Annotated in this window: 12 protein-coding genes and 1 pseudogene; all 13 read left to right on the plus strand. The window is 65.5% G+C overall.

Annotated features, from left to right (window positions below; translation table 11 throughout):
- Nucleotides 1–49 precede the first annotated feature (49 nt).
- The 13 genes and pseudogenes from JYG32_RS35305 (at nt 50) to JYG32_RS35365 (ending at nt 14,973) form a co-directional block, all read left to right on the plus strand.
- Nucleotides 50–1,069: a cyclase family protein gene (locus JYG32_RS35305; protein ID WP_174379061.1), complete on the plus strand. Its 1,020-nt coding sequence runs from the start codon at nt 50–52 to the stop codon at nt 1,067–1,069.
- An 83-nt stretch (nt 1,070–1,152) separates the two neighbouring features.
- Nucleotides 1,153–2,640, plus strand: coding sequence for an MFS transporter (locus tag JYG32_RS35310; RefSeq protein ID WP_213268202.1), 1,488 nt, complete (start codon nt 1,153–1,155; stop codon nt 2,638–2,640).
- A gap of 882 nt (nt 2,641–3,522) precedes the next feature.
- A pseudogene (locus JYG32_RS35315) lies at nt 3,523–3,621 on the plus strand (IS5/IS1182 family transposase); the annotation flags it as partial.
- 389 nt (nt 3,622–4,010) lie between these two features.
- Nucleotides 4,011–5,273 (plus strand): MFS transporter, encoded by a 1,263-nt coding sequence (locus JYG32_RS35320; protein WP_174379063.1) that lies wholly within the window; start codon nt 4,011–4,013, stop codon nt 5,271–5,273.
- Nucleotides 5,274–5,412: 139 nt separating this feature from the next.
- Nucleotides 5,413–7,092: a flavin-containing monooxygenase gene (locus tag JYG32_RS35325; RefSeq protein ID WP_174379064.1), complete on the plus strand. Its 1,680-nt coding sequence runs from the start codon at nt 5,413–5,415 to the stop codon at nt 7,090–7,092.
- 82 nt (nt 7,093–7,174) lie between these two features.
- Nucleotides 7,175–7,879, plus strand: coding sequence for a CoA transferase subunit A (locus JYG32_RS35330; protein WP_213268203.1), 705 nt, complete (start codon nt 7,175–7,177; stop codon nt 7,877–7,879).
- A 1-nt stretch (nt 7,880) separates the two neighbouring features.
- Nucleotides 7,881–8,522 (plus strand): CoA transferase subunit B, encoded by a 642-nt coding sequence (locus JYG32_RS35335; RefSeq protein ID WP_213268204.1) that lies wholly within the window; start codon nt 7,881–7,883, stop codon nt 8,520–8,522.
- A gap of 151 nt (nt 8,523–8,673) precedes the next feature.
- Nucleotides 8,674–10,071, plus strand: a complete 1,398-nt coding sequence (locus JYG32_RS35340; protein ID WP_213268205.1) for a KamA family radical SAM protein — start codon at nt 8,674–8,676, stop codon at nt 10,069–10,071.
- Nucleotides 10,068–10,976 carry an N-acyl homoserine lactonase family protein gene (locus JYG32_RS35345; protein ID WP_174379068.1) on the plus strand — a complete coding sequence of 303 codons (909 nt, stop codon included), beginning with the start codon at nt 10,068–10,070 and terminating at the stop codon, nt 10,974–10,976. The genes JYG32_RS35340 and JYG32_RS35345 overlap by 4 nt, the downstream gene beginning before the upstream one ends.
- Nucleotides 10,973–12,910: an FAD/NAD(P)-binding protein gene (locus tag JYG32_RS35350; RefSeq protein ID WP_213268206.1), complete on the plus strand. Its 1,938-nt coding sequence runs from the start codon at nt 10,973–10,975 to the stop codon at nt 12,908–12,910. Before JYG32_RS35345 ends, JYG32_RS35350 begins: the two co-directional genes overlap by 4 nt.
- Nucleotides 12,911–12,915: 5 nt before the next feature.
- Nucleotides 12,916–13,569, plus strand: a complete 654-nt coding sequence (gene maiA / locus JYG32_RS35355; protein WP_213268300.1) for a maleylacetoacetate isomerase — start codon at nt 12,916–12,918, stop codon at nt 13,567–13,569.
- A gap of 2 nt (nt 13,570–13,571) precedes the next feature.
- On the plus strand, nt 13,572–14,090 hold the full coding sequence (locus JYG32_RS35360; RefSeq protein ID WP_174379071.1) for a cupin domain-containing protein: 519 nt from the start codon (nt 13,572–13,574) through the stop codon (nt 14,088–14,090).
- Between the two features lie 61 nt (nt 14,091–14,151).
- Complete coding sequence (locus JYG32_RS35365) at nt 14,152–14,973, plus strand: acetoacetate decarboxylase family protein (protein WP_213268207.1); 822 nt, start codon at nt 14,152–14,154, stop codon at nt 14,971–14,973.
- Nucleotides 14,974–15,006 lie beyond the last annotated feature (33 nt).

Here is a 15,006-nt window from a genome sequence, read left to right on the forward strand (position 1 = left end):
GTCGCGCGCGCCGGCCGCCGCACCCTGGACATTGCATGGAGGAGACACCATGAAGCCACGCTGGACCCATCGGCCGCCCGGCTCGAACTGGGGGGATTTCGGCCCGGACGATCAGAAAGGGCGCTTGAACTGGCTGACGGCCGACGCGGTGCTGCGCGGCGTCGCGGAGGTGCGCGAAGGCCGCGTGTTTTCGCTGAGCCTGCCGCTCGACGTGCCGCGCGGCGGCGGGCTGAACGCGCGGCGCCGGCCGCCGGCGATCATGCCGGCGCTGCTCGGCGACAAGCCGTACTTCGGCTATCGGGCGGACGAACAGGTTGCCAACGCAACCGATGTGGTCTGCGACGATTCGTTCTGCATGCACTCGCAGTTCTCGACGCAGTGGGATGCGCTGTCGCACGTCGGCTCGCTGTTCGATCCGGCGGGCGACGGCGAGCGAGCCCGCGTGTTCTACAACGGCTACCGGATGGACGAGCACATCCACGTGCCCGAAGCCGGCGCGCCGCGCGGCGGCGCGCGCGCGCTCGGCATCGAGGTGATGGCGCAAACCGGCGTGCAGGGGCGCGGCGTGCTGGTCGACCTGCGCCGCCACTTCGGCGACGAGCGGCGCAAGATCGGCTACGCGGAATGGATGGCGGTGCTGCGCGCGGACGACGTGGTCGTCGAGCGCGGCGACATCGTGTGCGTGCATACGGGCTTCGCCGATCGCCTGCTCGACGCCGACGCGCGCGGCGAACCCGGCGCGCCGGACGTGTGCTGCGTGCTCGACGGCAACGACCCGCGTCTGCTCGAATGGATCGACGCATCGGGGCTCGCGGCACTCGCGGCGGACAACCACGCGGTCGAGGAGCGCCCGCGCCATGCGTCGCCGCGCGAGCGGCCCGGCGCGCTGATGCCGCTGCACGAGCTGTGCCTGTTCAAGCTCGGCATTCATCTCGGCGAGCTGTGGCACCTGACGCCGCTTGCCGACTGGTTGCACGCGCACCGGCGCAGCCGCTTCCTGCTGACCGCGCCGCCGCTGCACCTGCGCGGGCTCGTCGGGTCGCCGGTCAATCCGGTCGCCACCGTATGAACGCCGGCGCCGCGCGCACGCCGCGCCGGCGCCTTGTCCGCCGCTTCGCGCAGGCCGCGCGGGCGGATCATCGAGGAGTCGCCATGTCACATTCCCATGCGGCGTCGATCGCCGCGCGCATCGACCGCCTGCCCGCGACGGCCAGCATCTGGACGCTCGTGCTGTTCCTGAGCGTCGGCGGGTTTTTCGAGGTCTACGACCTGTTCCAGATGACCTACCTGCCGCCGGGGCTGATCCGCGACGGCATCTTTCACGCGGGCTCGCACGGCGTGCTCGGCATGTCGGACCAGGGCGCGCTCGGCGCGGCGACGTTCGCCGGGCTGTTCGTCGGCGAGATGTTCGTGTCGCGCCTCGCGGACCGCTTCGGGCGGCGCGCGCTGTTCACCGGCGCGCTGCTGCTCTACACGGCGGCGAGCCTTGCGATGTGCGTGCAGACGCATGCGCTCGGCATTCTCGTGTGCCGCTTCATCGCGGGCTGCGGCATCGGCGCGGAGCTGATCACGATCGGCGCGTTCCTGACCGAGCTGGTGCCGAAGGCGGTGCGCGGCCGCGCGTTCGCGCTGTGCTTCGCGGTCGGCTACCTCGCGATGCCCGTGCTCGCGCTGGTGTCGTGGCTATGGGTGCCGCGCGATCCGCTTGGGATGTCCGGGTGGCGCTGGGTCGTGCTGCTCGGCGGCAGCGGCGCGGTCGTCGTCTGGTGGCTGCAGTCGCGGTTGCCGGAGTCGCCGCGCTGGCTCGCCCGCACCGGCCGCGAGGCCGAGGCCGAAGCCGTGCTGCAGCGCCTCGAGCAGGCGGTCGAGCGGGAATCCGGCCGGCCGCTGCCCGCAGTCCGGATGCCGGCCGCAGTTGCCCCGGCCGCACAGCGCGCGCCGTCGATGTGGGATGCGCGGCATCGCGGCCGCACGGCGATGCTGATCGCGTTCAATGCATTCCTGAGCATCGGCTTCTTCGGCTTCAGCCAGTGGCTGCCGACGCTGCTCGCCGCGCAGGGCGCGACCGTCACGAAGAGCCTCTGGTATGCGTTCGTGATCGCGTTCGCGTATCCGGTGTCGCCGTTCGTCGCCGGCCTGCTCGCCGACCGGATCGAGCGCAAGTGGCTGATCGTCGCGTCGGCGTTCGGCGTCGCGCTGTTCGGCACCGCGTTCGCGATGTCGGCGCAGGCGCCGTTCGTGATCGCGTTCGGCCTGCTCGTCACGCTGTCCAATACGGTGCTCGCGAGCAACGGCACTGCGTACCAGTCGGAATTGTTTCCGACCGAGATCCGCGGGCGCGCGCTCGGCTTTGTGCATTCGATCGGCCGCCTGACGGGAATCGCGAGCAGTTTCATCGTTGCGCTGCTGCTCGAACGCGCCGGGGTGTCCGCGGTGTTCGTGCTGATCGGCGGCAGCATGCTGATCGTGATGGTGTCGATCGGTGTGTTCGGGCCGTACACCAACAACCGGGCGCTGGACGAGATCACGGACCGCAGCGAGGATGGCGCCGAGAACGCGGCGGCGGTGCGCGGGCTCGCCGTATTGCCGACTCGGCGTGTCAATGGGCGGCGTAAAGGAGCCCGGGATGGGGCGGTGTAATGGCGCCGGCAGCAACGGGGCAAGACGCGGATTCGAACGGCTTCAAGACGGCAGGCACCGTCGCGTAGTCGATCGAGCGTCGTCGCGTCGCGTCGCGTCACGTCGCGTCGCGTCGCGTCGCGTCGCGTCGCGTCGCGACAAGATTGTCCGGTTTAAAAACTCATCGAAAGCCAATGCCATTGATTTTTTTGATTGGTGAAAATTTGCGAGGTAATTCATGAGAAAAGAAATCCGCATCGGTCAATTCGGGTAACCTTCTGTAAGGTGGATGGCAGACGATCGCCGTCGTCAGAATACTTAGCCAACCTGATTTAATGACCATGAATCTAAACAATTATCGGGCGATAGGTGCCACATGTTTATCACCAGGAAAGCATCGATGTAGGTGTTCGCAAGTGCCGCGATCGTTGCTTTGACTCAAGCGTCTGCTCACGCCCAGGGCATTGTCGGGTCGGCACTCGGCGGAGCGGCGGACATCACCGGTGCGGCGTTGGGAGGAGCAGCCAATGTCACCGGTGCAGCGCTTGGCGGTGCGGCAAACATTACAGGAACCGCACTCGGTGGCGCTGCGAATGTGACTGGTGCCACACTCGGTGCTCCCAGGTATGGCTACGATGACGACGACGCTCCGCCTCCGCGACCGCAGCGTCGTTACAAGCGCCGACACTATCGTTCCGACGACTATTGACAGTGCAGGCGCGCGATCGAGGCAGCTCGATGCAGCGCTTTTTGAATCTCCGGCTCGGCGGTGCTTTCCGTCGGTCGCATGGGGTTTTCATTTTTTCATTGAAACCGCATCGGCTGAACCAAAATGCGGCTAGTCGCTCCGGGAACGGCATGGATGCTGGCGCATACATAAGCGCGCGACCAATCCTGTAGCGCAGACGCATCGACTCGCAGGCCACTGAAGTCCCGATTCGTGTGGGTGTGCTCAACCGCATGACTGAGCTCGCACGCCCGCAGTCCGTCCGCATCGCCTGAGATCATGAACAAGGGCATCACTTCGTCCCTGTGCCTGATTTATGCAACAACGCCGTGTTGTACTTCAGATTCGAGGGCGCCCAGCTTGATTCAAGATCATGCATTTCTAATCCATAAGCTTCCCAACACCCCACATCGCCGACCGTCCCTATTGCGACAGAACCCCGGAAAGTCTTCGTCGATCTGTCTGTCTATTACGTCCTCCTAATTCCCATCCGTGCACCAACGCCCGGCCGGGCCGCAAACCCGCTACCATCAGCCCTTCCTTACATTTCCGAAAGGATATCGTTGGTTATCGGTAACTACGATAATTTCTATTGCAGATACGTCTCTACTCGCAAAACCGGCCTTCGACTACTGTAGCTGTCACGTTACTACCGAGGCCATACATGTCCAAACTCAATATCAAACTGCTGGGTCCATGCCTGCTCGCCATTGCGATCGACGCGATGGGGTTCGGGCTCGTGTACCCGATCATGGCGGCGATCTTCTCCGACCCCCAATCCGGCATCATCGGGGCCGATACGAGTCCGCAACTCCGCAATTTCTACCTGGGGCTCGGGTACGGCGTCTATCCGTTCTGCATGTTCTTCGGCTCCTCGCTGATGGGTGAGCTGTCCGACGGCTACGGCCGGCGGAAGATCATGCTGCTGTGCGTGTTCGGCCTGGCTCTCAGCTACTTACTGATGGCGCTCGGCGCGCTACTGCCGAGTATCACGCTGTTGCTGATCGGACGCGGCCTGAGCGGCCTGATGGCCGGTTGCCAAGGGATCGCGCAGGCTGCGATCACGGACATGAGCACGCCGGAAACCAAGGCGTACAACATGAGCATCATGTCGATCGCGTTCAGCGCGGGCGTCATCGTCGGCCCCGTGCTCGGCGGCGTCACGTCGGACCGCACGATCGCACCGTTCTTCAACTACGGCACGCCGTTCCTGCTGGTCGCCGTGCTGTCGGTCGTCTGCGGGCTCTGGACGTTCTGGTCATATCGCAACGCGGTCGCGCCGACCGGCAACACGCGTGTGGACCTGCTGATGCCGCTGCGGATCATCTACCAGGCCGGCACGCACCGCCGCATCGCGTTCCTGTCGATCGTGTTCTTCCTGATGCAGGTCGGCTACGGGCTGTATCTGCAGACGATCATGCTGGTGCTGCAGACGAAATTCCAGTACACGAGCTCGCAGCTCGGCCTGTTCAGCGGCCTGATCGGCATGTCCTTCGTGTTCGGGCTGATGGTGATCGTGCGGCTGATGCTGAAAATCTGGAGCGTGGTCGACATCGCGAAGACGGGCCTGCTGATCGCGGGCGTCGGGCAAGTGCTGTCGGCGCTGTTTCCGCACGAAAACACGCTCTGGGTTCTCGGCATGGTGGTCGGCTGCTTCGACATGGTTGCATACACCACCATGTACACCGCGTATTCGGACGCGGTGACCGAGGACCGCCAGGGCTGGGCGCTCGGCGTCGCCGGCTCAGTGATGGCGATCGCCTGGGTCGTGACGGGCTTCCTCACCAACCTGTTGCCCGTGCTCGGCGAGCTCGGCCTGCTGATGGTCGGCGGCCTGAGTTTCGTTCTCAGCTTCGTGATGATGCTGGCGTATGGCCGAAAGTGGTCCGTGGCGACCGTGTCTGTCGGCTCCCGCGCCTACGACTGATGTGTCTTCTCCCGGCGCGCGCATCGCTGCCGCGATGCCGCCCGGGCGCCAACCGGATTCCAGGCCGGCGCATGCTCTCCCTGTATCGAAACGGAAGTACCCGATCAATCCAGCAACACGTTCATATTGAAGGACTGACATGGTGAATATCGCATCAAGAGACGAGGACGCCGCATTCGATATGGTCATCGTCGGCGCCGGCGTAGCCGGCCTGTACATGCTGCATCGGGCCAAGGAAGCCGGTCTGTCCGTACGGCTCGTCGACGCGGCGGACGGCATCGGCGGCACCTGGTTCTGGAATCGCTATCCCGGCGCACGCGTCGACATCGAGAGCTTCGAGTATTCGTACTCGTTCTCGCGCGAACTCGAACAGGAATGGCGCTGGACGGAACGCTATGCATCGCAGCCCGAACTGCTGCGCTATTTCGATCACGTCGCGCACCGCTTCGGGCTCTATGAACACATCCGACTCGGCACGCGGATCGACGCCGTGACGTTCGACGAATCGTGCGCCCGCTGGACGCTCGTCACTCACGCCGGCGAACGACTGCACGCCCGCTACTGCGTGATGGCGACCGGCTGCCTGTCTGCGCCGAAGGTGCCGGACGTCCCCGGATACGGCAGCTTCGCCGGCGAAACCTACTTCACGTCGCGCTGGCCGGCCGGCACGGTCGACCTTGCCGGCAAGCGCATCGGCGTGATCGGCACTGGCTCGTCGGCGATTCAGTTCATCCCGGTCGCCGCGCAATCGGCCGCGCACGTCACCGTGTTCCAGCGCACGCCGAACTACAGCATCCCGCTGCGCAACCGTCCAATGGACGCGGAATACGAGCAGCAAATGAAGGCGAACTACGCGGAACTGCGCCGCATGGAATGGCAATCGCCCGGTGGCTTCGTCTGTGTCGGCGGCGAACCGCGTCAACCGCTGCGGATTTCCGCGCTGTCCGTCACGCCGGAAGAACGCTTGCGCGAATACGAAGCGCGCTGGGCCGCGGGCGGGCTGTGCTTCTACACGTCGTACAACGATCTGCTGACGAACAAGGAGGCGAACGACACGCTCACGGCATTCGTCCGCGCGAAGATCCGGGAGAAGATCGACGATCCCGTGCTGGCCGACAAGCTCACGCCGAGCGGCCATCCGATCCTGACGAAGCGCCTGTGCGCCGACAGCGGCTATTTCGAAACCTTCAATCGCGACAACGTGTCGCTGATCGACCTGAAGGAAACGCCGATCGAGTCGATCACCCGCAACGGCATCGTCGCGGACGGCCGCGAGATCGAACTCGACATGATCGTATTCGCAACCGGCTTCGATGCGGTGACGGGCGCGCTGCTGAACGTGGACATTCGCGGGCGTCACGGCGAATCGCTGCGCACCGCGTGGAAGAACGGTCCGCAGACGTATCTGGGGCTCATGAGCGCGGCGTTCCCCAACCTCTTCAACATCGCGGGTCCCGGGAGCACCGCCTCGCTGAGCAGCGCGGTGCCGTGCGACGAGCACCAGGTCGAACTCGTGATGAAGCTGATCAAGCGCGCCGAGCACCACGATGCGGCTACCGTCGAGCCGACTCGCGCGGCGCAGGAAGCGTGGACGGCACGCATCCAGGCGATCGCGGAGAAGACGCTGATCCATCAGAGCAACTCCTGGTACGTCGGCGCAAACGTGCCCGGCAAGCCGCGTGCCGTCCTGCTCGATCTCGAAGGATTCGATTCCTACATCGCCGTATGCGACGGCATCATCGAACGCGATTACGAAGGCTTCCGGTTCAACAGCGCAACTGCAGATCATTCCCTTCCCGAAAGTGTGGCCGAAGTCTGACCCCGCGACATTCTCCCGCTGAATCGGTTTCCTCCACCGGCGATTCGCGTCCAACGGGCGTGAATCTCAATAAGGATTACGTATGAGCAAACTTCATTCGAGCGCTGCTTCAGCGCTCCGGGACATCGTGCGCGACGGCCAGTCATTCGCGATCGGCGGCTTCGGCCTGTGCGGGATTCCCGAGGCGCTGATCGCGGCGTTGCGCGATTCGGCCGTCAAGGGCATCACGTGCATCAGCAACAACGCGGGCGTCGATGGCTTCGGTCTCGGCCTGCTGCTGGAAACGCGCCAGATCAAGAAGATGATCTCGTCGTACGTCGGCGAGAACAAGGAGTTCGAGCGCCAGTACCTGGCCGGCGAACTCGAGCTCGAATTCACGCCGCAAGGCACACTCGCCGAGAAGCTGCGTGCCGGCGGCGCGGGCATTCCGGCGTTCTTCACGAATACCGGCTACGGCACCGTGATCGCGGAAGGCAAGGAAACGCGCCAGTTCGGCGATCGCCACTACGTGCTCGAGCCGTCGCTGACGGCCGACGTCGCGCTCGTGAAGGCCTGGAAGGCGGACAAGTCCGGCAACCTGATCTACCGCCGCACCGCGCGCAACTTCAACCCGATGTGCGCGATGGCCGGCAAGATCACCGTGGCGGAGGTCGAGGAGATCGTCGAGAACGGCACGCTCGATCCGGACCAGGTCCATACGCCGGGGATTTTCGTGCAGCGCATCGTGCTGAACGCGACGCCCGAAAAACGCATCGAACAACGCGTCGTACGCGCGAAAGGAGACTGACATGGCCTGGAATCGTGACCAGATGGCCGCGCGCGCGGCGAAGGAACTGCAGGACGGCTTCTACGTGAACCTCGGCATCGGCCTGCCGACGCTCGTCGCGAACCACGTGCCGGAAGGCGTCGAGGTGTGGCTGCAGTCGGAGAACGGCCTGCTCGGCATCGGCCCGTCGCCGACCGAAGACGAAGTCGACGCCGATCTCATCAACGCCGGCAAGCAGACCGTCACGACGCTGCCGGGCTCGTCGATCTTCTCGTCGGCCGACTCGTTCGCGATGATCCGCGGCGGCCACATCAACCTCGCGATCCTCGGCGCGATGCAGGTCAGCAAGCAGGGCGACCTCGCGAACTGGATGATCCCCGGCAAGATGATCAAGGGGATGGGCGGCGCGATGGACCTCGTCGCGGGCGTGAAGCGCGTCGTCGTGCTGATGGAGCACGTCGCGAAGGGCGACCAGCACAAGATCCTCGACGAGTGCAACCTGCCGTTGACGGGTGTCGGCGTGGTCGACCTGATCATCACCGATCTCGGCGTGATCGAAGTGACGCCGACCGGCCTGAAGGTCCTCGAACTCGCCGACGGCGTGAGCGCCGGCGAGATCAAGGCGAAGACCAGCGCGCCGCTCGATGTAAGCGCCGTGTCCTGAGCACCGGCGGCGAACGGCAATGCATCACGCCGTTCCATCGCTTTCGATTTGCATTCGTCATTTCGTTGTACTTAACGCATCACCTTTATCACCAGGAAATTGATTCCGATGTCGTCGCATTCATAAATCTACTTTGCTTGAGAGGGCCGTCATGAGTCAGGATCAGATGTGGAAGTTCAAGCCGTATACGAGGCACACTGTTTCCCAATCGCCGCAATGGCAGCTGTTGCCGGGCGAGCTTCAGGAAGCCGTCGACGTCGTCTCGCGCGTACTGCCGTTTCGAGTCAATCCCTATGTGCTGAACGAGCTGATCGACTGGGACAAGGTTCCCGACGACCCGATCTACCGGCTCACGTTCCCGCATCGCGACATGCTGAAGGACGACGAGTATGCGGCGATCCGCGATCTCGTCCGGGAAGGTGCCGACGAAGCGCGCATCGAAGCCGTCGTCCGCCAGATCCGCCTGCGGATGAACCCGCACCCCGCCGGTCAGCTGACCCACAACGTGCCCTATCTCGACGGCGTGCCGTTAAGCGGCCTGCAGCACAAGTATCGCGAGACGGTGCTGTTCTTTCCGAGTGCGGGGCAATCCTGCCACGCGTATTGCACGTTCTGCTTCCGCTGGCCGCAGTTCGTCGGCATGGACGAGCTCAAGTTCGACGCTCGTTCGTCGCAGGAGCTCACCGCCTATCTGCGGCGTCATCCGGAAGTCACCGACATTCTCGTGACGGGCGGCGATCCGCTCGTGATGAGTGCCCGCGCGCTCGGCGAATACCTCGAGCCGCTGCTCGCGCCGGAGTTCGACCATCTGCAGAACATCCGGATCGGCACGAAGTCGGTCGCCTATTGGCCGCAGCGCTTCGTGAGCGACAAGGACTCGGACGACCTGCTGCGCGTGTTCGAAAAGGTGGTGGCGTCCGGGCGCAATCTCGCGATCATGGGCCATTACAACCATCCGCGCGAACTGCAGCATCCGATCGCGCAGCGGGCCATGCGGCGCATCATCGGCACCGGCGCGAGCGTGCGCATCCAAGCACCGCTGATCCGGCACATCAACGAGGATCCGGCCGCCTGGGCCGAGCTGTGGACGACGGGCGTGCGGCTCGGAGCGATCCCGTACTACATGTTCGTCGAACGCGACACCGGGCCGAGCGACTATTTCAAGCTGCCGCTCGCACGCGCCTACGAGATTTTCCAGTCCGCCTACCGCTCGATATCGGGCCTCGCCCGCACCGTGCGCGGCCCGTCGATGAGCGCGTTCCCGGGCAAGGTGATGGTCGACGGCATCGTCGAGCTCGCCGGCGAGAAGGTGTTCGCGCTGCAACTGCTGCAGGCCCGCAACCCCGAATGGGTACGCCGGCCGTTCTATGCGAAGTTCGATCCGAAAGCGACCTGGTTCGACGAGCTCGTCCCCGCATTCGGCGAAAAAACCTTCTTCTTCCAGGACGAACTGGCGGCGATGGAGCATGGCGCTGGCAGATCGGGCCGGACCATCGCCGTGGCCCATCACGACGCCGTGCGCCCCGATTTGCTGGAGGTCGTGGAATGAGCGGCCTTCTCGATCAGGAAAGCGCGGAGTACGAAGTCTTTGCGCTGCGTTACGCGACGCACGACGATCGGCGCAGCGGCGAGAACTATCTCGGCGACGATCCGCACGACGACATCTCCATGCCGCTCGACTTCTATGTCTGGGTGATTCGCGGCATGGGCCGCACGGTGCTGGTCGACACAGGGTTCGACGCGCCGACGGCCGCCCGGCGCAAGCGCCGCTATCTGCATTCGCCGGTGGCGCTGCTGGGCGAGCTCGGCATCGACGCGGCCGACGTGGACGACGTGATCATCACGCACATGCACTACGACCACGCGGGGAACATTCGCGCGTTTCCCGGGGCGACGCTGCATATCCAGGATGCGGAGATGGCGTACTGCACCGGGCGCTGCATGTGTCACGAAGCGATTCGCAAGCCGTTCGAGGCGCATGACGTGTGCGCGGCGATCGAACGGCTGCACGCGGGCCGCGTGCGATTCGCCGACGGCGATCACGCGGTGGCATCCGGCATCCACACGCACCTGATCGGCGGCCACACGGCCGGCCTGCAGGTGGTGCGGGTGCGCACGGCGCGAGGCCATGTCGTGCTGGCCAGCGACGCCGCGCACTACTGGGACCACATCCGCTCGAAGCGCCCGTTCCCGATCGTCTTCAACGTCGCGCGCATGCTCGACGGGCATGCGGCGATCGAAGCGCTGGCGGACGGCCCCGACCACATCATTCCCGGCCACGATCCGGCGGTGCGCCAGCGCTTCCCGCGCTGGAACGGGCATCCGGACATCGTGGCGCTGCACGCGCCGCCCTTGAGCGATGCGCACCTCGCCGCCGACGCGTCACGCGCGGCGGTATTGAACCCGGCGACAGCATTGGCCGACGTTCAACTCGAAACGGGAGAAACGCAATGACGAACACGATTTCGATTGCGATCATTGGCTTGGGGCCGCGCGGCGTCACCGTGCTCGAGCGCCTCGTCGAGCACGCGCGCAGTATTCCGGCCGGCGTCGCGCTGGACATCACGGTGTTCGACGCCGGCGAGTGCGGGCAGGGCGCTCATCCGTCGAGCCAGCCGGATCACTTGATGATCAACACCGTCGCGTCGCAAGTGACGATGTTCGCGCCGTCGAGCGAGCTGGGCCGGCACGGCGCGCCGTCGCTCGTCGAATGGGCGCATGACAGCGGATATCGCTACGTCGACGGCGCGTTCCGGAAGGCGTCGGTCGATGCGGGCCGCCCGCTCAACGATGCCGACCATCTGCCGCGCAGCCTGCTCGGCGAATACCTGTCCTGGGTTTATGCACGGATCGTCGCCGCGCTGCCGCGCAGCGTCGCGGTGACGCATCGCCGCGCCCGCGTGGTCGATCTCGTGCCGGCCAAGCGCGGCTACGAGCTGCAAGTCGACGACAGCGCGCCGGCCTTTGCGCACTACGTGTTCCTGACGACGGGCCACGGCACGCGCCGGCCCACCGAGAGCGACCAGCGCCTCGCGCAGTTCGCGGAGCGGCATCAGGTCAACAACGGGCAGCTCGCATACGTGCCGTCGCCATACCCGATCGAGACGCTGAACGATATCGCCCCCACCGCGACCGTCGCCGTACAGGGGTTCGGCCTGACCGCACACGATGTCGTGTCCGCGCTGACGATCGGCCGTGGCGGACGCTACGTCGAACGCGACGGCGAACTCGAATACCAGAAGTCCGGGCTCGAACCGCAGATCCTGCTGTTCTCCCGCAACTGCCTGCCGTTCGCCGCGCGCGGGATCAACCAGAAGGGGCTGACGGGGCGCCACCGCCCGCGCTTCTTCACGCCGGACGCGGTGGCGGCATTGCGTGCGGCCGCGCTGGACACGACGGGCAACAGCCGGATCGATTTCCGCGCTGACGTGCTGCCGCTGATTATCAAGGAAATGGCTTACGCGTACCGGCTCGCGCTGCAAGGCGGCAACGTCGATGCCGACGGGTTCGAGCCGCGCCCGGATGAGCTGCACGCGATCGGCCGGATTCTGTGGCCGCTCGAGGGCAGGGCGTTCGAATCCTTCGACGCGTTCCGCACGTTCTTTTTCGAGCTCATGCGCGACGACCTGCATCACGCGCTGCTCGGCAACCTGACGAGCCCGGTCAAGGCGGCGACCGACGTGCTGCGCGATACGCGCGACGCGCTGCGCGCGGCCGTCGAATACGGCGGGCTGACGCCCGATTCGCATCGCTACTTCGTCGACGAATTCAACGCCATCACCAACCGCGTGTCGTTCGGCCCGCCGCTGCGGCGCAATCGCGAGCACCTCGCGCTGCACCGCGCCGGCTTGCTCGACATCGCCGGCGGCCCCGGCGCGCGGCTTGTCGCCGACGAGACGTGCGCGCATTTCCGCATCGAGGCGCAATACGGCGAGCGGGTGGAGCGCCGCTACGCGGACGTGCTCGTCGTCGCGCGGCTCGATCCGTATTCGCCGGCCACCGACGGTTCGCCGCTCTCGACCGCGCTGCTCAGCCGCGGCATCGTCCGCCCGTACCGGAACGGCAACTACCACCCGGGCGGACTCGACGTCGATACGGGTATGCATCCGCTCGGCCGCGACGGCGAAGCGCAGTCGCGCCTCTGGGCCATCGGCTTTCCCATCGAAGGCGCGCACTTCTACACGCATGCACTGCCACGTCCGGGCATCGCGTCGCGGCAGACGCGCGACGCCGAGCGCTGCGTGCTCGAGCTGCTCGACGTGATCGCGGCCGAACAGGCCACCGGCCCGGCCCGCATCGGCGTGCCGGGCGACGACACCACCGCGGCGCGCGATTCGCTCGCAGCCGCGCCTGAAGCCGCCTTGACAGCGGCGCTGGAGGGTAACTAAACATGCTGACCCTGCACGATTTCCACCGCTCGTCCGCATCGTTCCGGGTGCGTATCGCGCTCAATCTGAAGGGCATCGCCTACACGGCGGTCGTTCAGGATCTCGATGCGCGCGCCCACCGCGCCGATCCGTATCTGTCGATCAATCCGCAAGGCCTGCTGCCCGCGCTGCGGATCGGCGACCGCGTGCTGACCCAGTCGTCGGCGATCATCGAGTATCTCGACGACGAATATCCGGACCCGCCGCTGCTGCCTGCCGGCACGCAGGAACGCGCGCGCGTGCGCGCGCTGTTCCAGACGGTCGCGGCGGACACCCACCCGATCACGGCCATGCGTGTCGCCCAGTACCTGAAAGAGGCGACCGGCTGCGACGACGACGTGGTGCTCCGCTGGAAGCAGCACTGGATCACCACGAGCCTGGGCGCACTCGAGACGATGCTCGCCGGCAGCGCCGAGACAGGCCGGTTCTGTCACGGCGATCGCCCGTCTCTCGCGGACCTCGCGCTGGTGCCGCAAATCGTCTCGGCCCGCAACGTCAACATCGATATCGCGCCGTATCCGACCGTATCGCGCATTCATGACGCATGCATGCAGCTCGCGGCGTTCCGCGATGCCCATCCGGATACCTGTTCATCCCACCCTGCGTACAACAAGGAGTAACCATGCAGACGATCGAAGGCGACATTCTCTCGTTCTCGGAATATCTCGAACTGACGTCGAAACCCCCGGCCGACCCGGTGGTCTGGAATTGGCAATCGATCGAGTCAATGATGCGCAGCCGCCCGCATAACCCGCAGGGCACGCTTGCGCTGTCCGGCGGCAGAGTCGATGAGCACGGGACAGTCGCCCCCGATCTGTCGCTCGTCATCCAGGTACTGAAGCCCGGCGAGATGACGGAGCGGCATCGCCATTCATTCTGGCATCTGTACATCGTTCAATCGGGCTCCGGAGAAATGGCGTTCGGCGAAGACCAGACGCGCGAGCGACTCGTGCCGGGCGACACGGTGTTCGTGCCCGCCTGGGGTTATCACGCCATCGGCAACCCGTCGGGCACCGAGCCGTTCGTGCTGTTCCGCCTGCAGAACCTTCCGCAGAACGCGAGTTCGGGCAATCTCATGCGAGAAATCCAGGGGGAGCTGCAAATCATCTATGCCGGCGCGGGTCTGGCATCCCATCGGTAAAACGACGCGCGGGCCGGCCGAACACGGCGGCCGGCCCGCGTACAGACGAAGGAGGTGTTCGTTGGCTTACACGTTCGAGAAGGGGCGCATCTATCGAATGCCCACTCACTTCGGACCGGCACCGGGCCCCCGGCAGGTGCCGAACGCGCTCGCAGTCGACCCGCACCGCAATCCGACGCGCATGACGGTATCCGCGTCGTTTCTCACCGATGCCGCCCGGCTGGAACGGCATCTTCCGGAACGTTTCACGCTCGCCGGCGAGCCCGTCGTGACCGTCGAGTTCCACTACCTGACCGGTATCGACTGGCTCGCCGGACGCGGCTACACGATGGTTCACGTGAGCTGGCCCGCGATCTTTGCGGGGACGCGCGACCGCGCTGCCGGAAAGTTTCTCGCGGCGGTATGGGAAAACCTCGCGGATCCGATCATCACCGGCCGCGACGAGATCGGTCATCCGAAGCTCTATGCGGACGTCGCGGCGCCGCGGCAGTTCAACGGCGAACAGCATTGCGAAGCGAGCTGGATGGGCTTTCGCTTTATCGAGCTCGGCGTGACGGGATTGCGGGAACCGGTCGCCGACACACCGCCGACCCGGTCCGACGGCACCTTGATGCTGAAGTACACGCCGCGCACCGGCGACTGGGGCGAGACCGAGCTGTGCCAGGTCACGCTGACGCCGGTTCACGACCCGTACGTCACGGTCGACCGGCGGCACGTCGGAGATGCGCGCGTGCGCTTCAACGTCGCGAGCTGGTCGGACCTGCCGACGATGGCGCACGTCGTCAATGCCCTCGCCGAGTTGCCGATCGTCGAGATGCGCGGCGGCTCGATCGTGCACGCGCATGGCGGGAAGCCATACCTCGACCAGTGCGTGCTGTCGTAGCGCGCATGCCCCGGCCCGTCCGGCATCGCGCCG

This window comes from Burkholderia pyrrocinia, from assembly GCF_018417535.1.
Taxonomy (GTDB): Bacteria; Pseudomonadota; Gammaproteobacteria; order Burkholderiales; family Burkholderiaceae; genus Burkholderia; species Burkholderia pyrrocinia_E.

Excerpts from the sequence above, each read along its gene's own strand:
- JYG32_RS35330 (WP_213268203.1), top strand. The coding sequence starts at position 7,175 with ATGAGCAAACTTCATTCGAGCGCTGCTTCAGCGCTCCGGGACATCGTG.
- JYG32_RS35345 (WP_174379068.1), top strand. The coding sequence starts at position 10,068 with ATGAGCGGCCTTCTCGATCAGGAAAGCGCGGAGTACGAAGTCTTTGCG.
- JYG32_RS35360 (WP_174379071.1), top strand. The coding sequence starts at position 13,572 with ATGCAGACGATCGAAGGCGACATTCTCTCGTTCTCGGAATATCTCGAA.
- JYG32_RS35325 (WP_174379064.1), top strand. The coding sequence starts at position 5,413 with ATGGTGAATATCGCATCAAGAGACGAGGACGCCGCATTCGATATGGTC.
- JYG32_RS35310 (WP_213268202.1), top strand. The coding sequence starts at position 1,153 with ATGTCACATTCCCATGCGGCGTCGATCGCCGCGCGCATCGACCGCCTG.
- JYG32_RS35305 (WP_174379061.1), top strand. The coding sequence starts at position 50 with ATGAAGCCACGCTGGACCCATCGGCCGCCCGGCTCGAACTGGGGGGAT.
- JYG32_RS35350 (WP_213268206.1), top strand. The coding sequence starts at position 10,973 with ATGACGAACACGATTTCGATTGCGATCATTGGCTTGGGGCCGCGCGGC.
- JYG32_RS35340 (WP_213268205.1), top strand. The coding sequence starts at position 8,674 with ATGAGTCAGGATCAGATGTGGAAGTTCAAGCCGTATACGAGGCACACT.
- JYG32_RS35320 (WP_174379063.1), top strand. The coding sequence starts at position 4,011 with ATGTCCAAACTCAATATCAAACTGCTGGGTCCATGCCTGCTCGCCATT.
- JYG32_RS35335 (WP_213268204.1), top strand. The coding sequence starts at position 7,881 with ATGGCCTGGAATCGTGACCAGATGGCCGCGCGCGCGGCGAAGGAACTG.